Consider the following 15,796-nt stretch of genomic DNA (forward strand, 5'->3'; position numbering starts at 1 on the left):
GGCTGTTAGGTGGATCACCTTTTCGCGGCGCGCTGGACATTTCATTTAACGGCCGTAAAGTGAACTCCGGCGATGCTCGATCGAAAGGAGAACCGATGCTCGACGAAGTCGATGGCGTGGACGCCGCCGCGACCGCACCGGACGGGAACAAGGAGTTCCGGTGGATCACATTGGGAACAATGAGCGGTCCACTTCCCAGTGCCGAGCGGCACCAGCCGGCGAACGTGCTCTATGACGGAGTGGAGGCGATCGTGGTCGACTGTGGCGACGGCGCGGTCGATCAGCTGTGTAAGGCAGGAGTTCCTCTTGCGGCGGTGCGCACCGTCATACTCAGCCACTTGCATATCGACCACACCGCCGGTCTGTATGGGCTGCTTGGGCGCAGGCTACAAGCCCATATCCCTGGCCCGTTGACGATCTACGGCCCACGCGGCACGTTGCGCACGGTCAATGCGATCCGGTCGTCGTTCGACTTCGCCTCCGGCTCGATGTCACAGGTGCCGGGTTTCGTGCAGCACTTTGACGCCGAGATCACCGTCATCGAGATCACCGACGGGTCACAGTTCACCGTGGGTGACATCGACTCTGTCACCGCCACGAATACGCACTATGCGTATCCCGCCGGCAGCCCGGAAGCGCATCGCTACCAGTCACTTTCACTACGGTTCACCACACCGACGCGCAGCATTGCCTACACCGGCGATACCGGTCCGAGCGCGAACGTCGAACGATTGGCCGCCGGGGCGGACATGCTGGTGAGCGAGATCACCGACCCGGAGCAGGTCGTGTCGAACATATCGCGCGCATTCTCATTTCCGCCGTCGGCGCTCGCTGCGATCAAACGACGCTTCGAACTCGAACACCTGGCCGCCCACGAGGTCGGGCTGTTGGCAAGCCGCGCAGACGTCAAATCGATTGTCATCACCCACAATCCGCTCACGCCGGAAAACATGGCCAAGGCCCGCATCGCTATCGGGGCACATTATGGGGGGTCGGTCACGTTCGCCGACGACCTGGACATCCACTGAACTGATCGGAACGCACTGTGACTGTGACATATCTGGACTACGAGCACCATCCGGAAATATTTGTGCCGCATGGGTATCCGGAGCAGATCGTTGACCTCGGCGAGGTCAGGATGAACTACGCGACCGCGGGCGAGGCGCACAACCCGGCCATACTGCTCATCCCGGGCCAAACCGAATCCTGGTGGGGTTACGAGGATGTGATGAAGCTGCTTTCGCAACGCTTCCAGGTCTATGCCGTCGACCTGCGCGGGCAAGGGCGGTCCACCTGGACGCCCGGCCGATATAGCCTCGACCTGTTCGGGTCCGACCTGGTTCGGTTCATCGACCGAGTGATCGCACGACCGGTGGTGGTCAGCGGGCTGTCGTCGGGTGGAGTCGTCGCAGCGTGGTTGTCTGCCTACGCCGCGCCTGGGCAGATCCGCGCAGCCGTCTACGAAGACGCCCCACTCTTCTCATCGGAAGTCAATCCCGCAGTGGGACCGTCGATTCGGCAGGCTGCAGGCCCGCTCTTCGAGCTTTTCTACAAGTGGTTGGGAGCGCAGTGGAGCATCGCCGACTTCGACGGCATGCGCAACGCGCAGGATGTGGAACTACCCAAGTGGATTCCGGCCGGTCTACTCGGCGCCGCCGAAGCTTCGGGGGAGCACGGGATCAACAGCGAGGTTCCGCAAAGTCTGCGCGAGTACGACCCGGAATGGGGCCACGCGTTTTCGACCGGGTCGGTGGCCCGTAACTGTGACCACGAAACGATGCTGGCTCACGTGAAGGTCCCGGTTCTTTTCACCCACCACTTCCGCATGCTTGATCCGGCGACCGGTAGTCTCCTCGGCGCCATCTCCGACCAGCAGGTGCAATATGTGCAGAGTCTCGTCGAACAGGCCGGAAACTCGTTCCACTGCATGAACTTTCCGCAGATGCCGCACTCCATGCACGGACACCAACCGCAGACCTACGTGGACACCGTTACAGCCTGGCTGGATGCTCTGCCGTCGTGACTCGACACTCGACGACAGGTAAAGTCCCGCGGGGCCAACGGCTTCGGCAGCGACTTCACAGCACAGGGGCTGCCTTCGCCACCATCATCACGTCACCTGAGACACCGCTGATCAATCTCGTGGGCGGATGGCACGGTCTGGCTGATGCGCTAGGACCGCACGCCGTGTTCCTCGCTGTCTACCTGGCGACAGAGCAGATCGGCCCGGCCGCCTGCGCCGCGCTGGCGCTCGCATTGGTCATGGCAGCGATACGACTGCACAGTCGGCAGCCGGTGCGGACTGCGCTGGCCGGCGCGGCGTTGATCGGGGTGTCCGCCCTCGCGGTCGTCACTACCGGTGACGGGACGGACTTCTATCTCCTGGACATCGCCCGCACGTCGGTGTTGAGCGTCGTCTTGGTTACCTCGCTGCTGGTCCGCCGCCCACTCCTCGGCGTGCTCATCGGCCCAGTTATCGCAGACACACGGTGGTACTCCGATCGCGTTCAACGTCGGGCCTATGACCTGTGCACCGTCATCTGGGCCGTCGCCGTCATTGTGCGCAGCGCCGTCAAAATCCCCTTCTACCTCGACGACAACGTGCTGGCGCTGGGCATCGCCAGCATGGTGATGGGGGTGCCCTTACTGCTGCTGACGACGTACCTGCAGCTACGGATTCTGCGAGCCGCGTATTCACAGGTGGATGACGGTTCGGCCGCCGCCGCGGAGACGGCGCGGTAGATGCTCTTGCCCAAGAGGGCACGATGGAGCGCGTGGACGTCTTGGTGATCGGGGCGGGGCCGGCCGGTATGGCGTTGGCAGCGGCTTGCGGCCAACGCGGAATGTCCGTCGGTCTGCTGGATCCGAACCCGGAGCGGCGGTGGGTGGCGACCTACGGCATGTGGAGCCCCGAACTTCCCGCCGACCTTCCGGCCGCCACAGTCGCCGCGCGGGCCGAGGGTCGGGCCATCGCGCTCACCGAGCATCGTCTGGGTTGGGAATACGTCATCCTCGACATCGATGCGCTGCGTGCCCACCTGGCCGACCACAGTGCGGGCGTGACCGTTTACACCGGGCGGGCCGTCGGATCGCCGCAGCGGGGTGTGGTGTCGCTGGCCGACGGCTCGACACTGCGAGCTTCGGTCGTCGTGGATGCCACCGGCCGCTCGCGCCCGCTGGATCCCAACCGGTCGCGCCGCGTACCCGCCGAGCAGACGGCCTACGGCGTGGTCCTCGACGAAGCGGCGGTGGCCCCGCTGGTGGCTCCCGGCGAGGCGTTGTTCATGGATTGGCGCGCCGATCATGGCGAGTCTGGGTGGCCCACGTTCCTCTACGTCGTTCCGCTGGGTGGCGGCGCGGTGCTGGTGGAAGAGACGTCACTGGCCCGCCGACCCGGACTGCCATTGGCGACCTTGCGCCGCCGGCTTCATGCCAGGCTGGCCCACCACGGCATCACGGCGCCGAAAGAGGCACGCACGGAGAAGGTTTCATTCCCTGTCGACCAAACCCGACATTCGGGGCCGGGTGTGGTCGGGTTCGGCGCGGCCGCGCCGCTGATCCATCCGGCAAGCGGATTCAGTGTGGCAAGCTCGCTTCACCTGGCGCCGCGGGTGGCGTGCGCATTCGCCGAGCATCTCCCGGCGGATCCGGATCGAGCGCTCGCGGCAGCGCAGGCGACGGTCTGGCCCACCGCCGCGAAGGTGATCCACCGCGTTCGGCGTATCGGCTTGGAAGCGCTGTTACGGATGCCGGCCGCCGAGGTCCCCGGATTTTTCGAACAGTTCTTCTCGCTGCCGGACGCGCACCGCTGGGCTTACCTCACCGGCCGCGACGACATCGGCGGCACCGTCGCGGCAATGGCCAGCTTGTTTCGTGAATCGAACTGGCGACTGCGCCGCCATCTTGTGCTGCCGGCACTCATGCGTGCGCTGGAAACCAACGAGGAGCTCCCAGCCCCACCGATCCGCGCCAACTGACAACGGGCGTTGCCAGAAAGGCGCGCCCGCGCTACCGTCGCCTCATGACGGTGACTGGGGAACGTCCGGAGATCCTGCTCTCCGAGGTCGACTTCAATCGGCGTGATCATCCCGACCGGCCGTTGCGTCCCATCCCGCCCGGCCGCGATCACTTCGCCGAGCAGTGGCGATTCATGCGGGAGTTCATCTTCGGCGAGTGGATCGACATCGACCGAGAGGTCCAACCCAGCGACCTCACGCGTCTGCGAGACGACTATTTCTGGCAGCGCGACGAGCTCATGATCGGCGCGGTCGAGGCCTTCGAGCGCCTCGGCCATGAGCAGGGTCGGGCGCTCTTCGAACAAGCGCTGACCCAGGGCATCGACACGCTCGAGGACCCGCCGCAGGAGTTCGTCGATCTCTTCGACCACCTCGATCAGCTGCCTGCCCAATTCGATCTCGTCGCGGCCGAGCGGGGCCGGATGCTGGCGATGTCGAGCACGTGGGCCGCCACAACGATCATCCGCGGGTGGGCCTTCTACGAGACCGCGATGACCGGCGACATCTCCGCGGCCACCGGAGCGACCGGGCGATTCGCCGATGACGGCCCGCGCCGATTCATCGAGACCGCACGGGTTTTCGCCGAATTCACGCTGCCCGACATCTTCGATCGGCATTCGGATGCGTTCCAGGACGTGGTGCGGGTGCGATTGATGCACGCCCTGGCCAGCCGCGGGCTCCGACGGAAATGGGGCGACGAGGTCTATCTCAAGTTCGGTGAACCGATCCCCGTCACATCGTTGCTCGGGTTCGGCAGCGGCATGCTGCTCGGACGCCTCGTCGACCATGCCTTCGGCCGCAAACTGACCCCGCAACAACTCGAGGACCTCGCCGAATACTCGTCGTTCTCCGGGCGGCTGTGGGGTGCCCCCGAGGCGCTGCACTCCGCGAACGGCATCGAGCTGATCAAATCGTTGAATTACGTTCTGGCCCGAGGGGGCAACCCGTCCCCGTGGCGTGCCCAACTCGTCGATGCCATCGCGGGTCCTGTACACCTGACGACGTTGACGGACGCGCTTCCCGGAGTGGTCAAGAAGGTGGTCGCCCGGCACGTCAATCAGATCACCGCCAGCGTCGCCCTGGCACCGGCAGGAGTCGTGTTCGGCTACAAGCAGATCGAGGCCATGGTGGCGGGCACGCTCTTCGAGCCGCTCGGCTACAACTTCGAACGACGAGTGCGCATCTTCACCGACATCACCCGGCTCAACGTCGGCATCGCGCGGGTCACGGACCTGCTGCCGTTCTCCAACCCCATCCGCGAGAGCAGGAAGAAGAGCGGGGCGGCCGCCCGCGAGCGGATTGCCATGCTGAACAAGATCGCCCGCGGTAAGCACATTCCACTGACCTTCAGCCACCACGATCGCTCGACGGCGGGGGAGGGTTTCACCGGCTAGCTCACCGGTGTCACGCCCGTACTACGATCGAGGCTGATGACGCAAGGAGCACCCCACCCAGCATCGGCGCAGGGGCCGGTCGGCGAGATCCCCCCGCTCGATGTCGTCGGCTCGGGCATCCTTCCCGAGGTCGATGTCCAAGTGCGCCGACGCTTCGGCCTTCTCGAGCGGTTCGCGCCATGGTTGGGATCGCGGTGGGCGGTCGAGTTGTGGTGCACCCCACCGGTTCTCGAGTCAGCTCTGCGCATGCCGCCGGGTGTGCCCCCCGGCAGGCCGGTGGAAGCGTTTTGGGATGGGCATCGGGTCGTTGGTGAGGAATGGGGCGAGGGGCCGCCGATATATCTGGTTCACGGGTGGGGCGGACAGCGCCCGCATCTGGCGATGTTCGTCAAACCACTGGTGGAGGCCGGGCACCGGGTCGTTGCGTTCGACCTGCCCAGCCACAACGAATCCGACCCGGGTGCGCTCGCTCCCGGGCGTACCACCGCCACCGAGTGTGCCGACGCGATCGCGGCGATGATCCAGACTCATGGGCCGGCGCACGCTGTGGTCGCCCACTCACTTGGCGCGAACGCGACGGCGTTGGCGGCCGCGCAGGGCGCACCGGTAGGACGGCTGGTCTTTTTCGCGCCGATGGCAGATTTTCCGCTCTATCTCGACTTGTTCGCCGCACGCCATGGCTTCGGCCGCCGTATCCGTGCCGGCCTCCACCGCCGTCTGGAAAAACGAATCGACATGCCGCTGCATGAGACCAACATGACGCGAGTCGGTCGACGAGCCAACTACCCTCCGCTGCTTCTCATCCACGACCCCGACGACCCGGACAGCCCGTATGCCGCCACCGAGCGACTGGCAGCGTCATGGCACGGCGCGCGACTACTGACGACCAAAGGGCTCGGCCGACTGGCCCATTACCGAGTCCTTCGGCACCGTCCCGCGATCAATGCCGGGGTGGAGTTCATCGGCGAACGAACGGACGGTTAGTCCGTCGGCGTCACGTCCACTTTGGTGCGCCCCTGCCTCGATCCCGAGCTGGGTCAGCTGTTCAGCGACCACACCGAGTAGTTCAGGACCGTCGCGAAGAGGCTCCACGCGAAGTACGGGATGAGCAGCGCGGCCGCCATGCGGTTGGCCTTTAAGAACAGCACAAGGGTCGCGGCCAGGACTACGTCGAGCAGGAGGATGTCCACGAGTGCCACACCACGCCAGCCGAGGCCGAAGAACAGCGGCGACCAGATCAGATTCAGGACCAGTTGCGTGGCGTACAGGATGATCGCCGGGTTACCGAATCGAGGGTCGGCCCGCCACACGAGCCAGGCGGCGATCGCCATCAGTGCGTACAAGATGGTCCACACCGGTCCGAAAACATTGGGCGGCGGCGCCCAATCGGGTTGTGCGAGCCGTCCGTACTCGCTCGCGGCACCAGCAGAGGCAAGCCCGCCCAGGGCTGCTACCGCGGCGACAGCGACGAGCGATACGACAAGCGCGAGGATGTGCTGTGAGCGCGTCGTAGCCGGGATCTCCGAGGTCATCTGCGTCCATTTCTGTCGGAAACTCTGGCTGCACAGGAGGTATCCGCCGGCGATTACGCCATCTCGGCGACGTCGTCTCCGCTGAACTGTCGGGCCCGTCAGTCAGTCAGTCAGTCAGCCTACTGGCACGATGTCGGCGGCCCCGAGCCGCGCACCATCGGCTGTCTCGTCGTCCGGCATCGACTGACTTTCCCGCTCGGCGGCGACACGGGCCAGATAATGCGCAACCTCGCGCGATTTCTGTTCGTCAGACCAACCCAGCACCGGCGCCATCAAATCGGCGATCTCCGAGCAGGATTCGGTTCCCCGGTCGAACGTCTCGATGGAGATCCTGGTCCGCCTGCACAACACGTCGTCGAGGTGTAGCGCCCCTTCGTGGGTGGTGCCGTACACGACCTCGGCACGTAGGTAGTCGTCGGCGGCCGGCAGCGGTGCGCCCAGTGACGGATCATCTCGGATCAGGGCCAACACTTCACCGACCATCGAGCCATATCGATTCAGCAGCCGAGCGATGCGCGCCTCATTCAGCCCGGATTCGGCCGCTAGCTGGGTCCGGGCGTTCCACATCGCCCGGAAGCCCTCGGCGCCGAGCAAGGGGATGTCCTCGGTGATACAGCCGGGGATCTTGCGGTCGAAGGTCTCGCCCAGCCCGTGAACGGCCTCGTCGACAGCGTCCTTGGCCATCACCCGGTAGGTCGTGTACTTGCCGCCCGCGATCACCACCAGGCCCGGAACACTATGCGCCACCGCGTGTTCGCGCGACAGTGCGGAGGTATCGGCGCTCTCGCCGGCCAGCAACGGACGCAGTCCCGTGAAGACCCCCTCGACGTCGGCTTCGGTCAGCGGCACTCGCAGCACGGAATTCACCTGGTCGAGCAGGTAGCGGATGTCACGCTGACTGGCCGCGGGATGGGCTTTGTCCAGCGACCAGTCGGTGTCCGTGGTGCCGATGATCCAATGCCGGCCCCACGGGATGACGAACAGGACTGACTTATCGGTTCGGAGGATGATGCCACTCGACGACCGGATGCGGTCGCGCGGCACCACGAGGTGGATGCCCTTGCTCGAGCGCACATGAAACTGTCCGCGCTCGTTGGCCAGTGTCTGCGTATCGTCGGTCCACACCCCGGTCGCGTTGATGACCTGACGCGCCCGAATCATGTACTGGCGGTTGGATTCCAGGTCCATCACCCGGGCTCCGGTGACCCGCTCTCCCTCGCGCAGCAGGTCGACGACACGCGTGCGCGTCGCGATCCGCGCGCCGTAGGCGGCCGCCGTGCGGGCGATGGTCATCGTGTGCCGGGCATCGTCGACCTGGGCGTCGTAATACTGAAGAGCACCCACGAGTGCGCCTTTGTCCAGCGATGGCGCAACCCGCAGTGCACCGCGACGCGTCAGGTGTCGGTGCAGGGGGACGCCGGCACCGTGCCCGGATGCCTTCGACATCGCGTCATACAGCGCCAGTCCGGCTCCCAGATAGACCCGCTCCCATGCCCGATGCTTGAGCGGGTAGAGGAACTTCACCGGTCGCACCAGGTGCGGGGCCAACTTCTCCAGCATCAGCCCACGCTCGGAAAGTGCCTCGGCGACCAGTCCGAAATCGAACATCTCCAGATAGCGCAGCCCCCCGTGAATCAGCTTGCTGGAGCGGCTGGAGGTCCCGGAGGCGAGGTCGCGCGCCTCGACCAAGCCGGTCCGCAGGCCGCGCGTAGCGGCATCCAGCGCGGCGCCGGCGCCCACCACGCCGCCGCCGATGACCAGGATGTCCACCGGCGTCTCGGACATATCGACGAGCGCGGTCTCGCGGTTGAGCGGAGACAACGGGAATGATTCCATGTCACTTGACCTTTCGAGGTGCAGGGAGTCGGCGCGCTGCCGGCTCAGCCGACGTCGACCCAGTCGAGCGTGCGCTGGACGGCCTTGCGCCACTGGGCGTGGCCGGCTTGGCGCTGCTCGTCGGACCAGGCCGGATTCCAGCGCTTGTCCTCGAGCCAGTTCTTGCGCAGCTCATCGGTGTCCTTCCAGAAGCCGACCGCCAGACCCGCCGCGTAGGCGGCGCCGAGCGCGGTGGTCTCGGCGACCACCGGCTTGACCACGTCGACGCCGAGGACATCCGCCTGGATCTGCATGCACAAGTTGTTGGCGGTGATGCCGCCGTCGACCTTGAGCACCTCGAGGTGAACCCCCGAGTCGGCTTCCATCGCCTCGACGACGTCGCGGCTCTGGTAGCAGATCGCCTCCAACGTCGCCCGCGCCACGTGGGCGTTGGTGTTGAACCGCGACAGACCGACGATCGCGCCGCGGGCATCCGAGCGCCAGTGGGGGGCGAACAGCCCGGAGAACGCCGGAACGAAGTACACCCCGCCGTTGTCTTCGACCTGACGGGCCAAGACCTCTGATTGTGCTGCGCCGCTGATGATTCCGAGTTGGTCTCGCAGCCACTGCACAGCGGAACCGGTGACGGCGATCGAGCCTTCCAGCGCGTAGACCGCCTCGGTGTCACCGAACTTGTAGGCGACCGTGGTCAGCAGGCCCGCTGAGGAGCGCACGATGTCGTTGCCGGTGTTGATCAACATGAAATTGCCTGTGCCGTAGGTGTTCTTGGCCTCACCGGGTGCGAAACACACTTGGCCGACGGTGGCGGCCTGCTGATCGCCGAGCGCGCCGGTCAGCGGCACCTCGCCGCCCAGTGGTCCGTCGGCCAGGGTTATGCCGTACGGCTCGGGTGAGGATGACGGCACGATCTCAGGCAGCATCTGACGCGGAATTCCGAAGATTGCCAGAAGTTCGTCGTCCCAGTCCAGGGTTTCCAGGTTCATCAGCATGGTGCGACTGGCATTGGTCACGTCAGTCACGTGGACGCCACCGTGGCTACCACCGGTCAGCCGCCACAGCAGCCAGCTGTCGGTGTTACCGAACAGCGCATCCCCGCGCTCGGCGGCCTCCCGCACACCGTCGACGTTGTCGAGAATCCACTTGATCTTCCCGCCCGAGAAGTAGGTCGCCGGTGGCAGACCGGCTTTGTGCCGGATGGTTTCGCCGTGGCCTGCTGCCTCCAGCGCACTGGCGATCCGGTCGGTGCGGGTGTCCTGCCAGACGATGGCGTTGTAGTACGGCCGACCGGTCCGCTTGTTCCACACCACCGTGGTCTCACGCTGGTTGGTAATGCCCAGGGCGGCAAGGTCGTTGCTGACCAGCCCGGCCTTGCCGAGCGCGGTCTGGATGACCGAGGAGGTGCGCTCCCAGATCTCCACCGGATTGTGCTCCACCCAGCCGGCCTGGGGCAGGATCTGCTCGTGTTCGAGCTGATGCGCGGCGATGACATTGCCGCCGTGGTCGAAGACCATGAATCTGGTGCTGGTCGTTCCCTGGTCGACAGAACCGACGAAATCGGGCATGGGATTACTCTCCTGACGTGTTGGGGGTCGGAAACAACGATGACGAGCAGGTTCAGCGGTGGGGAACTGCGGTCGCTTCGGAGACACCTATCTCGTCGGGTCGCGCATCGTCGGGCGGCAGGAACCGCTCGATGCCGTAGACGAACAGCGCCCCGCCCAGCAATCCGCCGATGATGGGGGCGACGATCGGTAGCCAGAAGTACAACTCGGGACCGTTGGCCGAGTACATCGCGTCCTGGTAGCCGCTGATCCAGGAGGCCAGTCGGGGGCCGAAATCGCGCGCCGGGTTGATGGCGTATCCGGCGTTGGTCCCCCATGCCATGCCGATGGCGACCACCAGCAGACCGATGATCACCGGGCCCATGTTGGCCATCGGCGGATTGTTGATCGCGCTGGTCAGGGCGAAGATCACCATGACCAGCAGGGCGGTGCCCACGACCTGATCGGCGAATGCGGTCGTGATCGACACGCCCTCGCCGGGGGAGGTGGAGAAGATGCCCTGCGTTGCTCGAGTGTGGCCGGGATCGACAGCGGCGATCTGGTCGGCGTAGACGAACCGTACGATCAACGCGCCCAAGAAAGCACCCGCCGTCTGTGCGCCGATGAAGGGCAGCACCTTTCGTCGCTCGAAGCCGCGAAAGACGGTCAGGGCGACGGTGACCGCCGGATTCAGGTGAGCGCCGCTGATGCGGCCGGCGACGAAGACGGCCATGGTCACGCCCAGTCCCCACCCGAACGCGATCGAGTTGTGGTCGCCGGCACCGACCGACTTGGGGAACCCTCCGGCGACGACCTGTGCGACGACGCCGCAGCCGAACAAGACCAGGATGGCGGTACCAAGCATCTCTCCGGACAACTCGCCGAGAAATGGATGCTTCGTCTTCATCGTTGACTCCTCTATGAGCGTTCGCGACGTCCCGAGAACGGGCACTGGATTAGTGACGTGTTCCGAACGTAAGGACCCCGTGTGACGCACATCAACCGCCGCTGTTCGACAATGTCGAACGCGGCGCCATGGCCTTCGTCTCAGGCGTGAAGTGAGGAGCACCCATGCCCGGTCCCATCCAGGCCATCGCCCGAGCCACCGCGATCATCGACCTGATCGAGCGCAGCGACCGGGCGATGCAACTGCGCGAGATCGCCCAGGATGTCGGTCTGTCGAAGACGACCACTCACGGGATTCTGCGTACCCTGGTCGACCTCGAATACCTGGAGCAGGACCCGGACACCGGCGATTATGCGCCTGGGCCGCGGCTGTTCTCCCACGACATCGTCGAACTGGACGGCAACGACCTACGCTCGACGGCGATGCCGTGGGCCGACGCTCTGGCGCTGGGAACCGGGTTCGAGGTCTTGATGACGATGCTCAACGGTCAGGAGGCCGAGATCGTCCACCACGTCTTCCGACCCGACGATAAGCGCCAGACACTGCGCGTCGGCGAACTCCTCCCGTTACACGCAACGGGGTGCGGCAAGCTGGTGCTCGCGTATTCGCCACTGCGGGAACGCCTTTTGCGCAACCTGACCCTCGATCGGCTCACTCGCCGAACGTCGACCAATCGCGCCCGATTGGCTGCTGCGGTCACGCTGATCAGGACCACAGGGGTGGCAACCGCCGACGGCGAGTACGACCCGGACTTCGCCGACATCGCCGTTCCCGTCCACGGCCGGCGTTCAGGGGTTGCGGCGATGGCGCTACATGGCGCGCCCGAAGAACTCTTCACCCGCGACGGCAATCCCCGGCCGGACCTCCTCGATGAGTTGCGGCACGCCGCGGCAGCGGTGGTCCATGCACTCGAGTTCGCGCGGTGAGCGAACAACGCGTCGTCGCAGCGATCGACCTCGGCACGACGTCCGCGCGCTGCATGGTGTTCGATCAGCGCGGACGGATGCTCTCGATCGCCCAGCGTGAGCAACGCCAGAGCTTCCCGCAGCCCGGTTGGGCTGAACAGGATGCCCTTGAGCTGTGGCGCAACGTCCGGCGAATCGTGCCGGAGGCTTTGTCGGCGGCGGGGCTGGACAGGTCCCGCGTCGTCGCACTCGGAATCGCCAATCAGCGTGAGACGACCGTGGTCTGGGACCGCCGCACCGGCAAGCCCGTGGCACCGGCCATCACCTGGCAGGACACCCGGACCAGCCCGGTTGTCGACCAGATCGCCGAGCACGCCGGGGAATTCCGCCGCATCGCCGAACTCGACCCGGCAACCTATTTCGCCGCGCCCCGACTGCGATGGCTTCTCGACAACATCCGCGGACTCGAATCACGGGCGCGCAAGGGCGACGTCCTGTTCGGGACCCTCGAATCGTGGTTGATCTGGAATCTCACCGGCGGCCCCAAAGGGGGAGTCCACGTCACTGACGTCACCAACGCCAGCAGAACCCTGTTGATGGATCTGCATACGCTGCAATGGAGTTCGAAGCTGCTTGGGGTCTTCGACATCCCGGAGGCCATGATGCCCAGCATCGTCTCCAACCAAGAGGTCTACGCCCGCTGCGCGACCGTGCTGGCCGGTGTGCCCATCGCTGCGGCACTCGGTGACCAGCAGGCCGCGCTGTTCGGGCAGATGTGTTTCGAACCCAGCGACGCCAAATGTACGTACGGCACCGGAGCCTTTCTACTGATGAATGTGGGAACGTCCATCGTTCGGTCCACGCACGGGCTGTTGCCGACGGTGGCCTACGCTGCGCCGGGGGCCGAACCCATGTATGCCCTGGAGGGCCCGATAGCGGTGGCCGGCTCGTTGGTCCAATGGTTCCGCGATTCGCTCGGCGTCATCAACACCGCACCCCAGATTGAAACCCTGGCGCGTACCGTCGAGGACAACGGCGGCTGCTACATCGTGCCCGCTTTCTCCGGAATCTTCTCTCCCCATTAGGATTCCGATGCGCGCGGCATCGTCGTTGGACTGACGTCGTACATCACCAGAGGACACCTGGCGCGCGCTGTACTGGAGGCAGTGGCGTGGCAGACCTGGGAAGTCGTCAACGCGATGACGATCGATTCGGGTGTTCCTTTGGCGCGCTTGGCGGTAGACGGCGGAATGACCTCCAACCACCTGCTCATGCAGTTCGTCGCCGACGTGCTCGACGTGCCGGTGATGCGGCCCTTCGTCTCGGAGACCGTGTCGCTGGGCGCAGCCTATGCGGCCGGGCTCGCGGTCGGATACTGGTCCGACCGCGCCGCTCTACGCGCTAACCGGCATGTCGCAGCGGCGTGGTACCCGGATATGGACGCCCGTATCCGCCGATCCGAGGCCGCCGGGTGGCGCGCTGCGGTCGCGCGGGCGCTCACCACCGAAACGTGATCAGTCCGCTGGCGTCACGTCCGTCCCGGACCCCTTGATCGACGCCTTCGCGCGGTTCTCCGCGCGCACCGCTCGCTTGCCCCGCACGTAGCCGGTCGCCGAGATCGACGCCGACAGCAGGGCGTCCTCACCCTTGACGAACGGGTGGAAGCCGACGCCGGCGCCGCCTCGTCCCTTGACCGGGATATCGGCGACTTCGGTTACCTTCCAACTCTTTTCCGACGTCGACAAGATGGCTTCGCCGTTGCCGCATGAGACCGGCAATGCGGCGATCACGGTGTCCTCCGGGTCGCCAGCCGCGAGCTTCACCCCGGCCACACCATTGCCCGCCGCGCCCTGCGGATTCACCGCGGCAGGGTCGATCCGCAGTACCTTGCCACGCCGGGTCACCAGCGCCAGGTGGTAACCCGGCGGGAGCACTCCCGAGCACAACAGCCCGGTGATGTCCGGTGCGACCGGTATATCGCGAGTCTTGTAGGGCAGACCGTTGCCGGTGGTGAATTTCACCCGCCCGTCGCTCCACACCGCCCAACCGAGGCCGGAGGTGAGGAGTTCGCCGTGGCTGTCGGAGAACACCCCGCGATCGTCCAACCGCCAGGCGGCGTTCATCTTTCGCTCGCGAGGTCCGTCTTCGTCGGCAGTCGAGGTCACCGGAGTGGCCTCGGCGTCGAGGACGGTCCGGCGGTCGAACTCCGGGCCCTTGAACAGTTTCGCGGTCTCGACGAGCTCGGAGTCGATGACCTTGCGGCGCGCGTCGGGATCAGACACCAGCTCGGTCAACGCGGCGAACTCGGCGTCGAGCTTCTCGGCTTCGGCGCGCAGTTCGATGACGTCGAGCTTGGTGAGCCGGCGAAGCTGAAGCGCCAGAACATAATCGGCTTGGACGGCGTCGATGGCGAATCGTTCCTGCAGTCCCTGGCGCGCCTCGTCGACGGTGTCTGAGCCGCGAATGACCGCGACCGCGGCGTCGATGTCCAGGTGGATCGTCATCAACCCGGCCACCAGGTGCCGGCGCGCGGTCACCTTCTCCAGCCGATACTCGCTGCGGTGCAGTACCACCGAGTCACGCAGATGCAGGAAAGCGGAAATCAATTCACGCACCGACCACCAGCGCGGCACCCGGTTCTCGTCGAGTGCGACCAGGCTGGCTGCGAATGTCGACTCCAGCGGGGTCAGTGCCAGCAACTGCTCGCGGATGTCCTCGGCGCTGTGGCCACGCTTGGCGGTGACGACGATGCGCAACCCGTTGCGGCGGTCGGTGAGGTCCGACATGTCCGCAACGCCGGACATCTCGCCGGATTCGACGAGAGCCCGGATGCGTTCTTGCACAGTGTTGCTCGCGACGCCGGGTGGCAGTTCGGTGATGACGCAGTTCTTGCCGTCCACAGTGATCGTGCCGCGCACCGTGAACGCGCCGCGGCCGGTGGTGATGTACTCCCGCAGTCCGGCGGTGCCGACGACCGTCGCCCCGCATCCCCAGTCGGGTCCGGGAATGAGCTTGACCAACCTGTCATCGGTCATGTTCGGGGTCTTCAACAGCGCGCGGCAGGCGGCCATGATCTCGCGGGGATTGTGCGCGGGCACCTTCGTGGCCCACCCTTCGGCGATGCCCACGGCACCGTTGCACAACAGCACCGGCCACTGCGCGGGCAGCATCGTCGGTTCGGTCCACTCGCCGTCGAACGTCGCCACCATCGGTACGGCGTGGTCGTCGAGTTCCGCGGTGAGCGCCGCGCCGGGCGCAGACAACCGCATCTCCGTGTAGCGATCGGCGGCGGGGATGTCACCTTGGATGCGGGGGAAAGCGCCTTGTCCGTCAATGACTTTCACGCGCTGGAACTCGGCAGCCATCAGGGCCGCGGCGCCGTACATCGACGCACCACCGTGAGGGTGCAGGTTTCCGGTGACCGCCGAGCAGACCTTCGAAGACTTCTGCGGCTTGTTCCCGGGCAGCAGCCTCGAGTCGTGCATTTGGTAGAGCAGGCGTCGCTGGCCCGGCTTCAGGCCGTCGAACGCCGACGGTATCGCGCGGTCGCTGACGCTGTACAGCGCGAACGTCAACTGGTAGTGGTTCCAGTACTCGTCGGCACTCTGGTCGAGCACCAGGTCGGCGTTCTGCTCTGGAATGTCCAGGGTGGCGGTCACGTGATA

The 15,796-nt window shown here is 65.7% G+C and carries 12 protein-coding genes and 1 pseudogene; 8 read left to right on the forward strand and 5 right to left on the reverse strand.

The window, feature by feature from the left end:
• Positions 1–95: 95 nt before the first annotated feature.
• The 6 genes from BST42_RS06750 (at position 96) to BST42_RS06775 (ending at position 6,394) form a co-directional block, all read left to right on the forward strand.
• A complete protein-coding gene (locus BST42_RS06750; RefSeq protein WP_083117767.1) occupies positions 96–1,028 on the forward strand; it encodes an MBL fold metallo-hydrolase in 933 nt (310 codons plus the stop codon).
• Between the two features lie 17 nt (positions 1,029–1,045).
• Entirely contained in the window at positions 1,046–2,023 is a 978-nt protein-coding gene (locus BST42_RS06755; protein WP_237159272.1) for an alpha/beta hydrolase, read from the forward strand.
• A gap of 119 nt (positions 2,024–2,142) precedes the next feature.
• A complete protein-coding gene (locus BST42_RS06760; protein ID WP_165760793.1) occupies positions 2,143–2,742 on the forward strand; it encodes a DUF3159 domain-containing protein in 600 nt (199 codons plus the stop codon).
• A gap of 23 nt (positions 2,743–2,765) precedes the next feature.
• Positions 2,766–3,977, forward strand: coding sequence for a lycopene cyclase family protein (locus tag BST42_RS06765; RefSeq protein WP_083117769.1), 1,212 nt, complete (start codon positions 2,766–2,768; stop codon positions 3,975–3,977).
• A 44-nt stretch (positions 3,978–4,021) separates the two neighbouring features.
• On the forward strand, positions 4,022–5,410 hold the full coding sequence (locus BST42_RS06770) for an oxygenase MpaB family protein (protein WP_083117770.1): 1,389 nt from the start codon (positions 4,022–4,024) through the stop codon (positions 5,408–5,410).
• Between the two features lie 36 nt (positions 5,411–5,446).
• The gene (locus BST42_RS06775; protein WP_083117771.1) at positions 5,447–6,394 is read left to right on the forward strand and encodes an alpha/beta fold hydrolase; all 948 of its coding nucleotides are present in this window, start codon (positions 5,447–5,449) and stop codon (positions 6,392–6,394) included.
• A gap of 53 nt (positions 6,395–6,447) precedes the next feature.
• Here BST42_RS06775 and BST42_RS06780 read toward each other — a convergent pair whose 3' ends face one another.
• The 4 genes from BST42_RS06780 to BST42_RS06795 form a co-directional block, all read right to left on the reverse strand.
• Entirely contained in the window at positions 6,448–6,942 is a 495-nt protein-coding gene (locus BST42_RS06780; RefSeq protein ID WP_083117772.1) for a TspO/MBR family protein, read from the reverse strand.
• A 114-nt stretch (positions 6,943–7,056) separates the two neighbouring features.
• Entirely contained in the window at positions 7,057–8,778 is a 1,722-nt protein-coding gene (locus BST42_RS06785) for a glycerol-3-phosphate dehydrogenase/oxidase (protein WP_083117773.1), read from the reverse strand.
• 44 nt (positions 8,779–8,822) lie between these two features.
• Positions 8,823–10,340, reverse strand: coding sequence for a glycerol kinase GlpK (gene glpK, locus BST42_RS06790; RefSeq protein ID WP_083117774.1), 1,518 nt, complete (start codon positions 10,338–10,340; stop codon positions 8,823–8,825).
• A 52-nt stretch (positions 10,341–10,392) separates the two neighbouring features.
• The gene (locus BST42_RS06795; protein ID WP_083117775.1) at positions 10,393–11,226 is read right to left on the reverse strand and encodes an MIP/aquaporin family protein; all 834 of its coding nucleotides are present in this window, start codon (positions 11,224–11,226) and stop codon (positions 10,393–10,395) included.
• A 164-nt stretch (positions 11,227–11,390) separates the two neighbouring features.
• On the opposite strand from BST42_RS06795, the gene BST42_RS06800 reads away from it, so the two are divergent.
• Both BST42_RS06800 and glpK (BST42_RS06805) read left to right on the forward strand, forming a co-directional pair.
• Positions 11,391–12,152 carry an IclR family transcriptional regulator gene (locus tag BST42_RS06800; protein WP_083117776.1) on the forward strand — a complete coding sequence of 254 codons (762 nt, stop codon included), beginning with the start codon at positions 11,391–11,393 and terminating at the stop codon, positions 12,150–12,152.
• Positions 12,149–13,645 (forward strand): annotated as a pseudogene (glpK, locus tag BST42_RS06805) (glycerol kinase GlpK). The gene BST42_RS06800 and the pseudogene glpK (BST42_RS06805) overlap by 4 nt, the downstream one beginning before the upstream one ends.
• Here glpK (BST42_RS06805) and BST42_RS06810 read toward each other — a convergent pair.
• A complete protein-coding gene (locus tag BST42_RS06810; RefSeq protein WP_083117777.1) occupies positions 13,646–15,790 on the reverse strand; it encodes a DNA gyrase subunit A in 2,145 nt (714 codons plus the stop codon). It lies immediately after the preceding pseudogene.
• Positions 15,791–15,796 lie beyond the last annotated feature (6 nt).

It is taken from the genome of Mycolicibacterium rhodesiae, assembly GCF_002086695.1.
Taxonomy (GTDB): domain Bacteria; phylum Actinomycetota; class Actinomycetes; order Mycobacteriales; family Mycobacteriaceae; genus Mycobacterium; species Mycobacterium rhodesiae.